The organism is Kitasatospora terrestris (genome assembly GCF_039542905.1).
GTDB classification, from domain to species: Bacteria; Actinomycetota; Actinomycetes; order Streptomycetales; family Streptomycetaceae; genus Kitasatospora; species Kitasatospora terrestris.
The window spans coordinates 2,893,345-2,908,616 of sequence record NZ_BAABIS010000001.1 but is presented as its reverse complement, the minus strand read 5'-3'; the positions used below and the strand labels follow the sequence as shown (position 1 = coordinate 2,908,616).

Here is a 15,272-nt window from a genome sequence, read left to right as displayed (position 1 = left end):
TGACCAACGCGCTCACCGTGCGGACAAAAGCCGGTGCTCAGAGGCGGTGGACTGGGCAATACTCGGACGGGTGTTCATTTCGATCTCCACCACGGGCACGGCCGAGCGGCCTGCCACCGACCTGGGATTCCTGCTGCACAAGCACCCCGCCAAGGTGCAGCGGTTCTCCACCGCTCACGGCGTCGCGCACGTCTTCTACCCCGAGGCGACCGACACCGCCTGCACGGCCGCCCTCCTGCTGGAGGTCGACCCGCTGGCGCTGGTCCGGCAGGGCCGGGGCAAGGGCCGCGGCGGCTCGCCCGACCTCGCGCTCGCCCAGTACGTCAACGACCGGCCGTACGCCGCGTCCTCGCTGCTCGCGGTGGCGCTGCGGACGGTCTACCGGTCGGCGATGAAGGGCGTCTGCGAGCAGCGGCCGGGCCTGGCGGAGCATCCGCTGCCGCTGCGGATCGAGCTGCCCGCGGTACCGGTCGGCGGGGCGGAGGGCGGCGCCACCGCCATGGTCGGCCGGCTCTTCGAGCCGCTCGGCTGGAGCGTCGACGCCGCCGCGGTCCCGTTGGACTCCGCCTTCCCGGCGTGGGGCGACTCGCGCTACGCGAAGGTGTCGCTCACCGGCGAGCTGCGGCTCGCCGACGCGCTGCAGCAGCTGTACGTGCTGCTCCCGGTGCTGGACGGCGCCAAGCACTACTGGGTCGCGCCGGACGAGGTGGACAAACTGCTCGCGGCCGGCCAGGGCTGGCTCGCGGACCACCCGGAGCTCGACCTGATCACCCGGCGCTACCTCTCCCGTCGCTGGTCGCTGACCCGGCTGGCGATGGAGCGGCTGGCGCTGGCCCGGCTCGCCGAGAGCGATGACCGGGAGGCCGAGGAGCTGGACAACGCGGTCGACGACGTCCCGGAAACGGAGACGGGTTCGGCGGTCGAGGCGGTCCAGGCTGAGACGGCGACAGTGGCGGTGGCGGAGAAGCCGCAGCCGCTGGCCGTGCAGCGACGGGAGGCGATCCTGGCCGCGCTCGCCGAGACCGGGGCGGCCCGGGTGCTCGACCTGGGCTGCGGCCAGGGCGAACTGGTCGGCGCCCTGCTGAAGGACGCCCGGGTGACCGAGGTGCTGGGGCTGGACGTGTCCTCCCGGGCGCTGTCCGCCGCCGCCCGCAAGCTGCGGCTGGACCGGATGTCGGAGCGTCAGGCGTCCCGGGTCCGGCTGGTCCAGGGCGCGCTCACCTACACCGACGCCCGGCTCAAGGGCTACGACGCCGCCGTGCTGTCCGAGGTGATCGAGCACCTCGACCTGCCGCGGCTGCCGGCCCTGGAGTTCGCGGTGTTCGGCTCCGCGCGGCCGACCGCGGTCGTGGTCACCACCCCGAACGTCGAGTACAACGTCCGCTGGGAGACCCTCCCGGCCGGGCACGTCCGGCACTCGGACCACCGCTTCGAGTGGACCCGGGCCGAGTTCACCGGTTGGGCGGAGCAGGTGGCCGGAAAGTACGGGTACACCGTCACTGTCCGCCCCGTCGGGCCGCTGGACGCCGAGGTCGGCGCCCCGACCCAGCTGGCCCTGTTCCGCCTCGACAACCCCGCCTCGGAAGGGAGCGCGACCCGATGACCACCGACGCACAGCCCACCGCCCGTCGGCTCCCCGTCACCGACCTCTCCCTGGTCGTGCTGATCGGCACCAGCGGCTCCGGCAAGTCGACCTTCGCCCGACGGCACTTCAAGTCGACCGAGGTGGTCTCCTCCGACTTCTGCCGCGGCCTGGTCGCCGACGACGAGAACGACCAGTCGGCCTCCGCCGACGCCTTCGACCTGCTGCACTACATCGTCGGCAAGCGGCTGGCCGCCGGCCGGCTCACCGTGGTGGACGCCACCAACGTCCAGCCGGAGGCCCGCAAGCAGTTGATCGCCCTGGCCCGGGAGCACCACGTGCTGCCGATCGCCATCGTGCTCGACGTGCCCGCCGAGGTCTGCACCGAGCGCAACCGCACCCGCCCCGACCGGCAGCTGCCGAAGCACGTCATCCCGCGTCAGCAGCGCGAGCTGCGCCGCTCGTTGCGCGGCCTGGAGCGCGAGGGCTTCCGCAAGGTGCACGTGCTGCACGGCGTCGCCGAGGTGGAGTCCGCCGAGATCGTGTCGGAGAAGCGGTACAACGACCTGCGCCACCTGACCGGCCCGTTCGACATCGTCGGTGACATCCACGGCTGCCGCGCCGAGCTGGAGACCCTGCTCGTCCGGCTCGGGTGGACGCTCACCCGGGACGCCGAGGGCCGCCCGGTCGACGCCGTGCACCCCGAGGGCCGGACGGCCGTGTTCGTCGGCGACCTGGTCGACCGCGGCCCGGACACGCCGGGCGTGCTGCGCCTGGTGATGGGCATGGTCGAGGCCGGCCACGCGATCTGCGTCCCCGGAAACCACGAGAACAAGCTCGGCCGCTGGATGGACGGCCGCAAGGTCACCGTCGCGTACGGCCTGCAGGAGTCGATCGACCAGCTGGCCGCCGAGCCGGAGGAGTTCCGCGCCCGGGTCCGGGAGTTCATGCGCGGCCTGGTCAGCCACTACCTGCTGGACGGCGGCGCGCTGGTGGTCTGCCACGCCGGTCTGCCGGAGAAGTACCACGGCCGCAACTCCGGCCGGGTCCGCTCGCACGCGCTGTACGGCGACACCACCGGTGAGACCGACGAGTACGGCCTGCCGGTCCGCTACCCGTGGGCGGAGGAGTACCGGGGCAAGGCCCTGGTCGTCTACGGCCACACGCCGGTGCCCACCGCGAGCTTCGTCAACAACACCATCTGCCTGGACACCGGCTGCGTCTTCGGCGGCAGCATGACCGCGCTGCGCTACCCCGAGCGGGAGGTCGTCTCCGTCCCGGCCGAGCGCGAGTGGTACGCGCCGGTGCGCCCGCTGCACACCGACGCCCCGGGCGCCCGGGAGGGCCGGCCGCTCGACCTGGGCGACGTGGCCGGCCGGCGGATCGTGGAGACCGCCCACCACGGCCGGGTCTCGATCCGGGAGGAGAACGCGGCCGCCGCACTGGAGGTGATGAGCCGCTTCGCGCTCGACCCGCGGCTGCTCGCGTACCTGCCGCCGACCATGGCGCCGTCCGCCACCTCCCGGCGGGACGGCTACCTGGAGCACCCCGAGGAGGCCTTCCACGCCTACCGGCACGACGGCGTCCGGCAGGTGGTCTGCGAGGAGAAGCACATGGGTTCGCGGGCGGTCGTGCTGGTCGCCCGGGACGGCAGCGCGCTCGACAAGCGGTTCGGCCTGAGCGGTCCCGGCGCGATCTGGACCAGGACCGGGCGCGCCTTCCTCAACGACGAGGAGCTGACCGCCGCCGTCCTCGACCGGGTCCGCGCCGCCGCCGAGCGGGCCGGGCTGTTCGAGGAGCTGGCCACCGGCTGGCTGCTGCTGGACGCCGAGCTGATGCCGTGGTCGCTGAAGGCCGCCGAGCTGCTGCGCCGCCAGTACGCGGCGGTCGGCGCGGCCGCCGGTGCCGCGCTGCCCGAGGTGCTGGCCGCCCTGGAGCAGGCCGACGGGCGCGGCCTGGACGTGGCCGAGCTGACCGCCCGCCAGCGGCAGCGCGCCGCCGACGCGGAGGCCTTCACCGAGGCGTACCGCCGGTACTGTTGGCCCACCGAGGGCCTGTCCGGGATCCGGCTCGCGCCCTTCCAGGTGCTTGCCGCGGAGGGTGCCAACCTGGCCGTCCAGCCGCACGACCGGCACCTCGCCTGGATCGACCGGATGGTCGCCGCCGACGACCCGGCCGCGCCGATCCTGCGGCACACCGGGCGGCTGCTGGTCGACACCGAGGACGAGGCCTCGGTCGCGGCCGGCATCGCCTGGTGGGAGGAGCTGACCGCGGCCGGCGGCGAGGGCATGGTGGTCAAGCCGCTGGCCTCGCTGGCCCGCGGGCAGAACGGCCAGGTGGTCCAGCCCGGGGTGAAGGTGCGCGGGCGGGAGTACCTGCGGATCATCTACGGCCCCGACTACACGCAGTACCTGGACCAGCTGCGCCAGCGGTTCCTCGGCCACAAGCGCTCGCTCGCGCTGCGCGAGTACGCGCTCGGCCTGGAGGCGCTGGACCGGCTGGCCGGGAACGAGCCGCTGTGGCGGGTGCACGAGCCGGTGTTCGCGGTGCTCGCGCTGGAGTCGGAGCCGGTTGATCCCAGGCTCTGAGACGGAGGGACCGAGTGACGGGAAGTGCATGCATAGACATGCCGGTCTATGTATACACTTCCTGTCTCAGTCCACGGATTCGACCAGGAGACCGGCATGGCGTTCAACCTCCGGAACAGGCACTTCCTCAAGGAGCTCGATTTCACTCCTCAGGAGTTCCGCCACCTGGTCGAGCTCTCCGCCCAGCTCAAGGCCGCGAAGTATGCGGGCACCGAGCAGCCGCGCCTGCGCGGCAAGAACATCGCGCTGATCTTCGCCAAGACCTCGACGCGCACCCGCTGCGCGTTCGAGGTCGCGGCGCACGACCAGGGCGCCACCACCACCTACCTCGACCCGGCGGGCTCGCAGATGGGCCACAAGGAGTCGATCAAGGACACCGCGCGGGTGCTCGGGCGGATGTTCGACGGCATCCAGTACCGGGGCGACGGCCAGGAGATCGTGGAGGAGCTGGCGCAGCACGCGGGCGTGCCGGTGTGGAACGGCCTGACCGACGAGTGGCACCCCACCCAGATGCTGGCCGACGTCCTGACCATCCAGGAGCACTCCGCCAAGCCGCTGGCCGAGACCACCCTGGTCTACCTCGGTGACGCCCGCTCCAACATGGGCAACTCGCTGCTGGTCACCGGCGCCCTGCTCGGCATGGACATCCGGATCGTCGCGCCGGCCGAGCTGTGGCCCGCCGAGGACGTCCAGAAGGCCGCCCGCGAGCTGGCCGCCGCCAGCGGCGCCCGGGTGACGCTCACCGAGGACATCGCGTCCGGTGTCGCCGGGGCCGACTTCCTCTACACCGACGTCTGGGTCTCGATGGGCGAGCCCAAGGAGGTCTGGGCCGAGCGGATCGCCCTGCTCAAGCCTTACCAGGTCTCGATGGACACGGTCCGCGCCACCGGCAACCCGGCGGTCAAGTTCCTGCACTGCCTCCCGGCGTACCACGACCTCGGGACGGAGATCGGGCGGCAGATGTTCGAGCTGACCGGCATGTCCGAGCTGGAGTGCACCGACGAGCTGTTCGAGTCGGCGCACTCGGTCGTCTTCGACCAGGCCGAGAACCGCCTGCACACCATCAAGGCGGTGCTGGTCGCGACCCTCGGCTCCTGATCGAGCTCCTGACGGGCTCCTGACCGAGCCCCTGACGAGTTCCGGGGCGGCCTCCGGGGAGGTTCACGCCCGACGAGCGGTCAGAAGTCCACGTCGACGCAGGCGGCCCGGTCGCCCGCCCGGTGCGGGCCGGCCGGGCTGCCCGCGTGCAGCACCAGGGAGTGCGCCCCGTCCGGCCGGAACCGCCAGCCGACCGTGGACTCGGCACGGCCGGCGCCCTCGGCGTCGGTGCGCAGGGTGAGCCGCAGCTCGTTGCCGGCGTTGGCGTACGCCGGGTCGGTGGAGGGCTGCACCGGGTCGGCGGTGTGCTGGTAGTGCGGTCCGGAGGCGGCCGGGTCGGCGCCGCAGTGCCCGGTGTGCACGTGCGCCGGGAACTCGTGGTCCGGCGCCAGCCCGGAGACCTCCAGCGCGACGGTCGTCCCGCCCGGCGCCCGGGTCACCGTCACCCGGACCGGCGCCCCGTACGGGACCAGGTCCGGCGCGTGGGTGATCGCCCGGGCCGGGACGAAGCCGTCCGCCCGGTCGAAGTGGGCGTCCACCACGGTGGTCGGCGCCAGGACCGGCGCCAGCGCGAGGGGGAGCAGGAACGCGGCGGACGGTACGGGCATCACGGGGCCTTCCGACGGGCCGGGCAGGGGACACCGCCCACCGTCGCGCGACCGCCGCGCCCCGACCCCGCGCAATGCCGGGAAGTCACCCGAAAGAGAGGCGCGGGCGGCCCGAGGCCCGTGCGAGGGCGCTCAGCCGGACGCCCGGGTGATGCCGCGGATCTCGCAGCGGGGCCCGCTGGCCCGCATCAGCCGCAGGTCGGCGGTGATCAGCGGGGCGCCCAGCGACTCCGCGACCGCGACGTACGCCGCGTCGTCGGGGGTCAGGTTGTCCTTGAGCTCCCAGATCCGGCCGAGCAGCGGTGCGACCTCGATCTTGCGGATCGTCAGGCCCGGGAGCTCCGCCACGAGCTCGGCCACCCGGGCCGCCGTCAGCTCCTTGGCCAGGTACAGCCCGCGCAGCGACTGCATCACCTCGATCACCACGTGCTCCGGAGCGGCCCAGTCCCGGTCGGCCGCCAGCTCGGCACGGGCCGCCGCGCCCCGCTCGCCCTCGTCGGAGAGGGCCAGGACCAGCGCGGATGCATCGACGACGATCACGGAACATTCCCCCAGAGCGGCACGGTCGGTCCCGCACACCGTAGCCCTGCCGGTCCGACGGGGAACGGCCGGGCCCGAGGCGGTGCCGCCCGGCCGGAGGCGGTGCTGCCCGGCCGGAGGCGGTGCTGCCCGGTCCGCAGCGGTGCCGCCGGTCCGCGGCCGGTCAGGGCTCGGGGGTGGCCGATGCGGAGCGCTGGTCCTGGTAGGGCGTGATCTGGGCGGCCGCTTCGGCCGCCTCCTGGGCACCGATCCGGGCGTGCCAGGCCGGGCTGAGCGCCATGTTCTCCAACTGGTCCAGCGTGAGCGGCGGTTCCTGGCGGAGCACCTGTTCGTGCTTGGCGTCCATCAGGCTGCCGGTGGAGACGCTCACCCGGACGCCGTCGGCCCGCAGGAGGTCGGCGCCGCGCTGCACCTCGTCGAAGACCCGGCCCTCCCAGGTCAGCAGCTTGCCGCCGTCCGGCAGGTCGGCGACGTGGCAGATCTTCTGGGCGCCGCGGGACGCGCAGGAGAAGAGGTCGCCGTGGCCGTCCTTGGGGTCCGGCACGAAGTGCGGTTCGACCGACACCTGGATCGCCGCGCTCCCGTGTCCGGCGTCGTAGACGACCCGCCCGCGCACGTCCGAGTCGCGTCCGCCGGCCGGCAGGCCGTCCCGCCCGCTGTACTGCCCGATCGGTGAGCCGGACGGGATCAGGGAGACCAGGGTCCGCACCGCCGCGGCCCCGGTGAGCGGCACCGTCGTCCCGGTGGGGGAGGTCCCGCCCGCGGGTGCGGTCGCCGCCGTTCCGTTCGGGCCCGCCGTTCCGCTCTGTCCCGACGTTCCGTTCGGGCCCGCCGCCACGGCCGGGCCGGAGGCGGCCGCGGATGTCTGCCCGGCCGTCGCGCCGGAACGGGCCAGCAGCAGCGGGCCCCCCACCGCGAGCACGGCCACGGCTACGGCGGCACCCGTCACGCGGATCCGTCGGCTCCGCCGGATCCTCCTCCCGTCCGCGGTCGCGCCGGCGACCAGCCGGGTCAGCGGTGGCTCCGCGTCGCCGACGGCCTGCTCGAAGACCGCGCTCACCTCGCGCCCGACCTGCTCGGAATCGTGCATGTCCGTTCTCCCCTCCGGGTCTGTGTGTCCGTGCGGTCCGCGTGGGGGCCGTCCTGTGCGGCCGGGCGCGCGGCCGGGCCGCCGGCGTCGATGGCCGGGCCGTCGGCGCCGATGGATGGCTGGTTACGCGGCCAGCCCCGCCAGCTGGTCGCCGAGCAGGGCGCGCAGCCGGGTCAGGGCGCGGAGGCTGCGGGTGCGCACCACGCCGGTGGTGAGGCCGAGCTCGGCGGCGGTCTCCTCGACGCTGCGGTCCTCCCAGTAGCGCAGCACCAGCACGGCCCGGTCGCGGGGCGACAGCCCGCCGAGCGCCTGCAGCAGGGTCAACCGCAGGGCGGGGTCCTGCTCGGTGGAGACCTGTTCCGGCAGCTGTTCCAGGGCGGGCCGCTCGGCGGAGCGCCGCAGCCGGCGGTGCGAGAGGTGGCCGCGCAGCAGGATCCGGCGGGCGTAGGCCTCCGGGCTGTCGGCGCTCCGTACCCGGGTCCAGGAGGCGTAGACCTTGGCGAGGGTCGCCTGGGTGAGGTCTTCGGCCAGATGCCAGTCGCCGCACAGCAGGAGTGCGGTGCGGAACAGCGCGGTGCCCCTGCTGTGCGCGAACTCCTCGAACTCCCGCAGGTTCTGAGCCTGCCGTTCGTCCCCCATCGCCCGCCATCCCCTCCGCCGTGCCGTGTCCGGCAGGTAGACGCCCGAGACGCGCGGTTGCGTTACGGCATGCGGGGGTGAAGTTTGGACGCAGCCATGCACTATGGTTTATCTCGACATCGAGATAACTAGTCGCTACGATTTATCTTGACGTCAAGATATAGGCCGGCGGAAGCGGATTAGCTAAGGCTTACCTTACCACCGGGTGGACCTAGAAGGAGTCAGTCGTGTCCGCGAACAGCTTCGACGCCCGCAGCTCGCTGCAGGTGGGCGACGAGTCGTACGAGATCTTCAAGCTCTCCGCCGTCGAGGGTTCCGAGCGGCTGCCGTACAGCCTCAAGGTCCTGCTGGAGAACCTGCTGCGCACCGAGGACGGCGCCAACATCACCGCCGACCACATCCGCGCCCTGGGCAACTGGGACGCGACGGCGGAGCCGTCGGAGGAGATCCAGTTCACCCCGGCCCGTGTGATCATGCAGGACTTCACCGGCGTGCCGTGCGTGGTCGACCTCGCCACCATGCGTGAGGCCGTGAAGGAGCTGGGCGGCGACCCGGCGAAGATCAACCCGCTGGCCCCGGCCGAGCTGGTCATCGACCACTCGGTCATCGCCGACAAGTTCGGCACCCCGGACGCCTTCGTCCAGAACGTCGAGATCGAGTACGGCCGCAACAAGGAGCGCTACCAGTTCCTGCGCTGGGGCCAGACCGCGTTCGACGAGTTCAAGGTCGTCCCGCCGGGCACCGGCATCGTGCACCAGGTCAACATCGAGCACCTGGCGCGCACGGTCATGGTCCGCAACGGCCAGGCGTACCCCGACACCTGCGTCGGCACCGACTCGCACACCACCATGGTCAACGGCCTGGGCGTGCTGGGCTGGGGCGTCGGCGGCATCGAGGCCGAGGCCGCGATGCTCGGCCAGCCGGTCTCCATGCTGATCCCGCGCGTGGTGGGCTTCAAGCTCAACGGCCAGCTCCCGGCCGGCACCACCGCCACCGACCTGGTGCTCACCATCACCGAGATGCTGCGCAAGCACGGTGTGGTCGGCAAGTTCGTCGAGTTCTACGGCGAGGGCGTCTCCGCCATCCCGCTGGCGAACCGCGCCACCATCGGCAACATGTCGCCGGAGTTCGGCTCGACCTGTGCGATCTTCCCGATCGACGCCGAGACCATCAACTACCTCAAGCTCACCGGCCGTGACGAGCAGCAGCTCGCCCTGGTCGAGGCGTACGCCAAGGAGCAGGGCCTCTGGCACGACCCGTCGGTCGAGCCGGTCTACTCCGAGTACCTGGAGCTGGACGTCTCCACCGTCGTCCCGTCGATCTCCGGCCCGAAGCGCCCGCAGGACCGCGTGGTCCTGGCCGAGGCCGCCGCGAAGTTCGCCGAGGCGCTGCCGACCTACTCCGCCGAGGCCTCGAAGCCGACCGCCGTCACCGCCCCCGACGGCTCGTCCTACGAGATCGACAACGGCGCGGTCGTGATCGCCTCGATCACCTCCTGCACCAACACCTCCAACCCCTCCGTCATGCTGGGCGCCGCCCTGCTGGCGAAGAAGGCCGTGGAGAAGGGCCTCACGGTCAAGCCGTGGGTCAAGACCACCCTGGCGCCCGGCTCCAAGGTCGTCATGGACTACTACGAGAAGGCCGGCCTGCTCCCGTACATGGAGAAGCTGGGCTTCAACCTGGTCGGCTACGGCTGCGTCACCTGCATCGGCAACTCGGGCCCGCTGCCCGAGGAGGTCTCGGCCGCGGTGAACGAGGCCGACCTGGCGGTCGTCTCGGTGCTCTCCGGCAACCGCAACTTCGAGGGCCGGATCAACCCGGACGTCAAGATGAACTACCTGGCCTCCCCGCCGCTGGTGGTCGCCTACGCCCTCGCCGGCAACATGAACGTCGACATCACCCGTGACGCCCTGGGCAAGGACGCGGACGGCAACGACGTCTTCCTCGCCGACATCTGGCCGTCCGAGCAGGAGGTCGCCGACGTCGTCGCCGGCTCCATCGACCAGGACATGTTCGACAAGGGCTACCAGGACGTCTTCGCCGGCGACCAGCGCTGGCAGTCGCTCCCGGTCCCGACCGGCAACACCTTCGAGTGGGACGCCGAGTCCACCTACGTCCGCAAGCCCCCGTACTTCGAGGGCATGGCCAAGACCCCGAGCCCGGTGACCGACATCGCCGGTGCCCGCGTCCTGGCCAAGCTGGGCGACTCGGTCACCACCGACCACATCTCGCCGGCCGGCAACATCAAGCCGGGCACCCCGGCCGCGCAGTACCTCACCGAGAACGGTGTGGAGAAGCGCGACTTCAACTCGTACGGTTCGCGTCGCGGCAACCACGAGGTGATGATCCGCGGCACCTTCGCCAACATCCGCCTGCGCAACCAGATCGCGCCGGGCACCGAGGGCGGCTACACCCGCGACTTCACCCAGGCCGACGGCCCGGTGTCGTTCATCTACGACGCCTCGCAGAACTACCAGGCCGCCGGCATCCCGCTGGTCGTCCTGGCGGGCAAGGAGTACGGCTCGGGCTCGTCCCGCGACTGGGCGGCCAAGGGCACCGCGCTGCTCGGCGTCAAGGCCGTCATCGCCGAGTCCTACGAGCGCATCCACCGCTCGAACCTGATCGGCATGGGCGTGCTGCCGCTGCAGTTCCCGGCCGGCCAGACCGCCGACTCGCTGGGCCTGACCGGCGAGGAGACCTTCTCCTTCGAGGGCGTCACCGAGCTGAACGAGGGCCGCACCCCGAAGACCGTCAAGGTCACCGCGGGCGACGTCACCTTCGACGCGGTCGTGCGCATCGACACCCCCGGTGAGGCGGACTACTACCGCAACGGCGGCATCCTGCAGTACGTGCTGCGCAGCCTGATCGGTTGATCGGGCACAGCGGCTGAGACCTGCAGTAGACCGAGAGGCCGGACCGCAATGCGGTCCGGCCTCTTGTGCGTCCCCGGCGAATGGACTAAACCTCTCCATCAGCACATGGTCCAGACCAATTGACGCTGAATCGGAGAGATTCACGGAATGACCAGACGCACATCGGCAGTACTGGCGATCGCCACCCTGGGCGCGCTGATCGCCTCCCCGGCGACCGCGGACGCCCATCAGGGCCTCAAGGGCCAGCGGGTCGGCTACTTCACCCAGTGGGGCATCTACAGCGGCTTCTCCGCCAAGAAGGTGCAGGACTCCGGGCAGGCCGGGAAGCTCACCGTCATCAACTACGCCTTCGGCAACGTCTCCGCCGAGGGCACCTGCTTCGAGGCCAACGCCGCAGGGGTCGGCGACGCCTGGGCCGACTACCAGCGGCCGGTCGGCGCCGAGGAGTCGGTGGACGACGTGGCCGACACCGCGGAGCAGCCGCTGAAGGGCAACTTCAACCAGTTGCGCAAGCTCAAGGCGAAGAACCCGCAGCTCAAGGTGGTGATCTCGCTCGGCGGGTGGAGCTGGTCCAAGTACTTCTCGGACGCGGCCGCCACCGATGCCTCGCGGAAGAAGTTCGTCGCCTCCTGCATCGACCTCTACCTCAAGGGCAACCTGCCGCAGCTCGGCTCCGCCGAGGGCGGCCAGGGGGCCGGCGCCGGGGTGTTCGACGGCATCGACATCGACTGGGAGTACCCGGGCGGCGGCGGTGACGCGGGCAACGTGGTGCGCCCCGAGGACGGCCGGAACTACACCCTGCTGATGCAGGAGTTCCGCCGCCAGCTGGACGCGCTGAGCGGCCGCAAGGGCCCGCACTACCTGCTGACCGCCGCGGTGCCGGCCGGCGAGGCCAAGGCCGACCAGCTGGAGATCCCCAAGGTCGCCAAGTCGGTGGACTGGCTCAACCTGATGACCTACGACCTGCACGGTCCGTGGGAGTCGCTGGGCCCGACCGACCACCAGGCCAACCTCTACACCGACCCGGACGACGTGGCGACCAGCAACGGCCGGCTCAGCGCCGACCGGGTGGTCCGGCACTACCTGGACAAGGGCCTGCCGCCGAAGAAGGCGGTGCTGGGCGTGCCGTTCTACGGCTACGGCTGGACCGGCGTGCAGGCGGGCGACAAGTTCGGCCTGTACCAGGCCGCGACCGGCCTCGCCCGGGGCGGCAACCTGCCGTACAACCAGATCAAGGACCTGCCGGGCACCGTCCACTACGACCGGGCGCACGGCGCGACCTGGAAGTACGACGGCACCGAGTTCTGGTCGTACGACACCCCCGAGCTGCTCACCAGGAAGGCCGAGTACACCCGTTGCCAGGGGCTCGGCGGCGTGATGGTGTGGGCGCTCGACAACGACGACAGCCAGGGCTCGCTGGTAACGGCGTTGGACAGGGGTCTGCGGTAGCCGCAAGGCCCGGGTGGGACCCCGCGCAGCTTCGCGTATCACGATTTGAGTGTCGTCGTGCGCGAAGCTGCGCATTTCTATGTTCAAACGAGCAGCTTCGCGCTATCTTCTCGGACATCGGTGATCGCGGAAGCGCAATATGCAGGGTCCCTGTGCATTGCACATGCTGCACCGCCGACAACGCTTTGACCGTCACCACCGTGATCGGGCGGGTGGGCTATTGCCGCCAGATGAACAGTGGACTATACCTTTGCGCATCACAAAAACCGCCTCTGACCGGCAGCTTCGCCGCTGGGCATCGTATGGCCAACAGGACTTGACGATCCGTCAGCCCTGGTCTGCATCTTCTGGAAACCGAGGGGTTAGGGCACTCATGGGCTCTGCAACCGAGTACAACCGTCGTGACATCTTCAAGCGGGCGGCCGGCGTGGCCGTGCTCGCGGCCGGCGGCGGTTCGCTGCTCGCCGCCTGTGCCGGTGGCACCGGCAGCAGCGCCGACAAGGGCGCCAAGGCTGCCGGCGGCTTCAACCTGGCCGACGCCAAGAACCCGTTCGGCGTCAAGGAGGCCGACGGCCTCGAGGTCTTCATCTTCGACGGCGGCTACGGCAACGAGTACGCGAAGGCCTTCGAGGCCATGTACTCGAAGCAGTTCCCGGGTGCGAAGATCAACCACCAGGCCGACAAGGACGTCACCGGCAAGCTGCAGCCGCGCTTCAACGCCGGCTCCCCGCCGGACGTCATCGACGACTCGGGCGCCAAGCAGATGAAGCTGGACGTCCTCGCCGAGTCCAACCAGCTGACCGACCTCGCCCCGCTGCTGGACGCGCCGTACATCGACGACCCGTCGAAGAAGGTCCGCGACGTCCTGATGCCCGGCACCATCGAGTCCGGCAAGGCGAAGGACGGCAAGGTCTACAACCTGTCCTACGTCTACACCGTCTGGGGCTTCTGGTACTCCGGCAAGCTCTTCAAGGACAACGGCTGGACCGCCCCGAAGACCTGGGCCGAGTTCATCACCCTGTGCGAGCAGATCAAGGCCAAGGGCATCGCCCCGCTCGCCCACCAGGGCAAGTACCCGTACTACATCAACGTCGTCATGATGGACATGATCGCCAAGCAGGGCGGCCTGGACCTCATGAAGCGGATCGACACCCTCGACGCCACCGCCTGGGACGACCCGGCCGTCAAGACCGTGGTCGAGGCCTTCTACCAGGTCGTCGACAAGGACTACCTGCTCCCCGGCACCAACGGCATGACCCACACCGAGTCGCAGACGGCGTGGAACCAGTACAAGGCCGCCTTCATCCCCTCCGGCTCCTGGCTGGAGAACGAGCAGCTGCCGACCACCCCGGCCGACTTCGACATGAAGTTCCTGCCGATGCCGTCGCTGCCGGGTGACAAGCTGCCCTTCGAGGCCATCCGCGCCGGCTCCGGCGAGCCCTTCATCGTCCCGTCCAAGGCCAAGAACGTGGCCGGCGGCCTGGAGTTCCTGCGCAAGATGCTGACCAAGGAGGCCTCGGGCAAGTTCGCCCAGACCGCCAACAGCCTCACCTGCCTCAAGGACGGCGTCGGCCCCGAGGTCCAGCTGAAGCCGGGCACCGCCTCGACCGTCGTCGCCCTGAAGGCGGCCGGCGCCAACGTCTTCAACTTCCAGTACCCGAACACCGCCTCCAAGTTCGACGAGGACCTGCAGAACGCCTCGGGCGAGCTGATGGCCAAGCGCATCACTCCGGCGGAGTGGATCAAGCGCGCCAAGGAGTCGGCCACCAAGAACAAGACCGCCTGACCGGTCGGATTCACCACAGCGCCCCGGGGGGCCCGAACCACCCCCGGGGCGTCCGCCTGACGGACAGGAGAAGGTGACCATGCGTCACGGCAAGTACCCCTTCATCGTGGGGTTCCTCTTTCTTCCGATCGTGCTGTACGTGGGCCTGGTGCTGTGGCCCTACGCGCAGACCTTCGGATACTCCCTGACCGATTGGTCAGGAGCGAGCCAGGAGATGAACTTCGTCGGCCTGGACAACTACACGAGACTCCTCGATGACGAGGTCTTCGGCAACGCTCTGTGGCACAACCTGCTGCTGCTGATCCTGCTGCCGGTCGTGACCATCCTGATCGCGCTGTTCTTCGCCTTCATGCTGAACGTCGGTGGCAAGGGCGGCACCGGCGGCGTCCAGGGTGTGAAGGGCGCCGGCTTCTACAAGGTCGTGTTCTTCTTCCCGCAGGTGCTGTCCATCGCGATCCTCGCGGTGCTCTGGGGCGCGGTCTACCGCACCGACCAGAGCGGCCTGGCCAACGGCGTCCTGATCAAGCTCGGCCTGGCCTCCGTCGACCAGCCGGTGCAGTGGCTGTCCGACCCGGACATGGTCATGTGGTGCGTGCTCGCGGTGCTGGTCTGGTCCGGCGTCGGCTTCTACCTGGTGCTCTTCTCGGCCGCCATGCAGTCGATCCCGAAGGACATCTACGAGGCCGCCCTGCTGGACGGCGCCAAGCGCGGGCAGACCTTCTTCAAGATCACCCTGCCGCTGCTCTGGGAGACCGTCCAGACCGCCTGGGTCTACCTGGCCATCGTCGCCATGGACGCCTTCGCGCTGGTCTCCTCGATCACCCCGGGCGCCTACTTCGGCGGCGGCCCCGACCACCACTCCGAGCTGATCTCGACCTACCTGATGCGCAGCTTCCTGCGCAACGGCGAGGCCGGCTACGCGTGTGCCATGGGTGTCGTGATCTTCTTCTTCACCCTGATCCTGACCGTCGTCTCGCTCTGGGCAACCAAGCGCGACAAGATCGAGTACTGAGCGGGGA

The 15,272-nt window shown here is 70.7% G+C and carries 11 protein-coding genes; 7 read left to right on the top strand and 4 right to left on the bottom strand.

The window, feature by feature from the left end; genetic code table 11:
• Positions 1 to 70 precede the first annotated feature (70 nt).
• The 3 genes from ABEB06_RS13375 to argF all read left to right on the top strand — a co-directional run bounded on the left by ABEB06_RS13375 (position 71) and on the right by argF (position 5,268).
• Positions 71 to 1,603 carry a 3' terminal RNA ribose 2'-O-methyltransferase Hen1 gene (locus tag ABEB06_RS13375; protein ID WP_345697080.1) on the top strand — a complete coding sequence of 511 codons (1,533 nt, stop codon included), beginning with the start codon at positions 71 to 73 and terminating at the stop codon, positions 1,601 to 1,603.
• Entirely contained in the window at positions 1,600 to 4,170 is a 2,571-nt protein-coding gene (locus ABEB06_RS13370; RefSeq protein ID WP_345697079.1) for a polynucleotide kinase-phosphatase, read from the top strand. The genes ABEB06_RS13375 and ABEB06_RS13370 overlap by 4 nt, the downstream gene beginning before the upstream one ends.
• Positions 4,171 to 4,266: 96 nt before the next feature.
• The gene (gene argF, locus ABEB06_RS13365; protein WP_345697078.1) at positions 4,267 to 5,268 is read left to right on the top strand and encodes an ornithine carbamoyltransferase; all 1,002 of its coding nucleotides are present in this window, start codon (positions 4,267 to 4,269) and stop codon (positions 5,266 to 5,268) included.
• A gap of 80 nt (positions 5,269 to 5,348) precedes the next feature.
• On the opposite strand, the gene ABEB06_RS13360 is transcribed toward argF, so the two are convergent.
• From ABEB06_RS13360 to ABEB06_RS13345, 4 genes are all read right to left on the bottom strand, one after another.
• Positions 5,349 to 5,876: a superoxide dismutase family protein gene (locus ABEB06_RS13360; protein ID WP_345697077.1), complete on the bottom strand. Its 528-nt coding sequence runs from the start codon at positions 5,874 to 5,876 to the stop codon at positions 5,349 to 5,351.
• A 132-nt stretch (positions 5,877 to 6,008) separates the two neighbouring features.
• Positions 6,009 to 6,416 (bottom strand): type II toxin-antitoxin system VapC family toxin, encoded by a 408-nt coding sequence (locus tag ABEB06_RS13355; protein ID WP_345697076.1) that lies wholly within the window; start codon positions 6,414 to 6,416, stop codon positions 6,009 to 6,011.
• A gap of 163 nt (positions 6,417 to 6,579) precedes the next feature.
• Positions 6,580 to 7,506, bottom strand: coding sequence for a hypothetical protein (locus ABEB06_RS13350; protein WP_345697075.1), 927 nt, complete (start codon positions 7,504 to 7,506; stop codon positions 6,580 to 6,582).
• Between the two features lie 123 nt (positions 7,507 to 7,629).
• On the bottom strand, positions 7,630 to 8,145 hold the full coding sequence (locus tag ABEB06_RS13345; RefSeq protein ID WP_345697074.1) for a SigE family RNA polymerase sigma factor: 516 nt from the start codon (positions 8,143 to 8,145) through the stop codon (positions 7,630 to 7,632).
• A gap of 227 nt (positions 8,146 to 8,372) precedes the next feature.
• Between ABEB06_RS13345 and acnA the strand changes: the two genes are divergently transcribed.
• The 4 genes from acnA to ABEB06_RS13325 all read left to right on the top strand — a co-directional run bounded on the left by acnA (position 8,373) and on the right by ABEB06_RS13325 (position 15,265).
• Positions 8,373 to 11,018, top strand: a complete 2,646-nt coding sequence (gene acnA / locus ABEB06_RS13340; RefSeq protein ID WP_345697073.1) for an aconitate hydratase AcnA — start codon at positions 8,373 to 8,375, stop codon at positions 11,016 to 11,018.
• A 147-nt stretch (positions 11,019 to 11,165) separates the two neighbouring features.
• A complete protein-coding gene (locus tag ABEB06_RS13335) occupies positions 11,166 to 12,467 on the top strand; it encodes a glycoside hydrolase family 18 protein (RefSeq protein ID WP_345697072.1) in 1,302 nt (433 codons plus the stop codon).
• Between the two features lie 373 nt (positions 12,468 to 12,840).
• Positions 12,841 to 14,253, top strand: a complete 1,413-nt coding sequence (ngcE, locus tag ABEB06_RS13330) for an N-acetylglucosamine/diacetylchitobiose ABC transporter substrate-binding protein (protein WP_345697071.1) — start codon at positions 12,841 to 12,843, stop codon at positions 14,251 to 14,253.
• A gap of 79 nt (positions 14,254 to 14,332) precedes the next feature.
• Complete coding sequence (locus tag ABEB06_RS13325; protein ID WP_345701832.1) at positions 14,333 to 15,265, top strand: carbohydrate ABC transporter permease; 933 nt, start codon at positions 14,333 to 14,335, stop codon at positions 15,263 to 15,265.
• The last annotated feature ends 7 nt before the right edge of the window (positions 15,266 to 15,272 follow it).

Excerpts from the sequence above, each read along its gene's own strand:
- ABEB06_RS13350 (WP_345697075.1), bottom strand. The coding sequence starts at position 7,506 with ATGCACGATTCCGAGCAGGTCGGGCGCGAGGTGAGCGCGGTCTTCGAG.
- ABEB06_RS13360 (WP_345697077.1), bottom strand. The coding sequence starts at position 5,876 with ATGCCCGTACCGTCCGCCGCGTTCCTGCTCCCCCTCGCGCTGGCGCCG.
- ABEB06_RS13325 (WP_345701832.1), top strand. The coding sequence starts at position 14,333 with ATGCGTCACGGCAAGTACCCCTTCATCGTGGGGTTCCTCTTTCTTCCG.
- argF (WP_345697078.1), top strand. The coding sequence starts at position 4,267 with ATGGCGTTCAACCTCCGGAACAGGCACTTCCTCAAGGAGCTCGATTTC.
- ABEB06_RS13345 (WP_345697074.1), bottom strand. The coding sequence starts at position 8,145 with ATGGGGGACGAACGGCAGGCTCAGAACCTGCGGGAGTTCGAGGAGTTC.
- ngcE (WP_345697071.1), top strand. The coding sequence starts at position 12,841 with ATGGGCTCTGCAACCGAGTACAACCGTCGTGACATCTTCAAGCGGGCG.
- ABEB06_RS13335 (WP_345697072.1), top strand. The coding sequence starts at position 11,166 with ATGACCAGACGCACATCGGCAGTACTGGCGATCGCCACCCTGGGCGCG.
- ABEB06_RS13370 (WP_345697079.1), top strand. The coding sequence starts at position 1,600 with ATGACCACCGACGCACAGCCCACCGCCCGTCGGCTCCCCGTCACCGAC.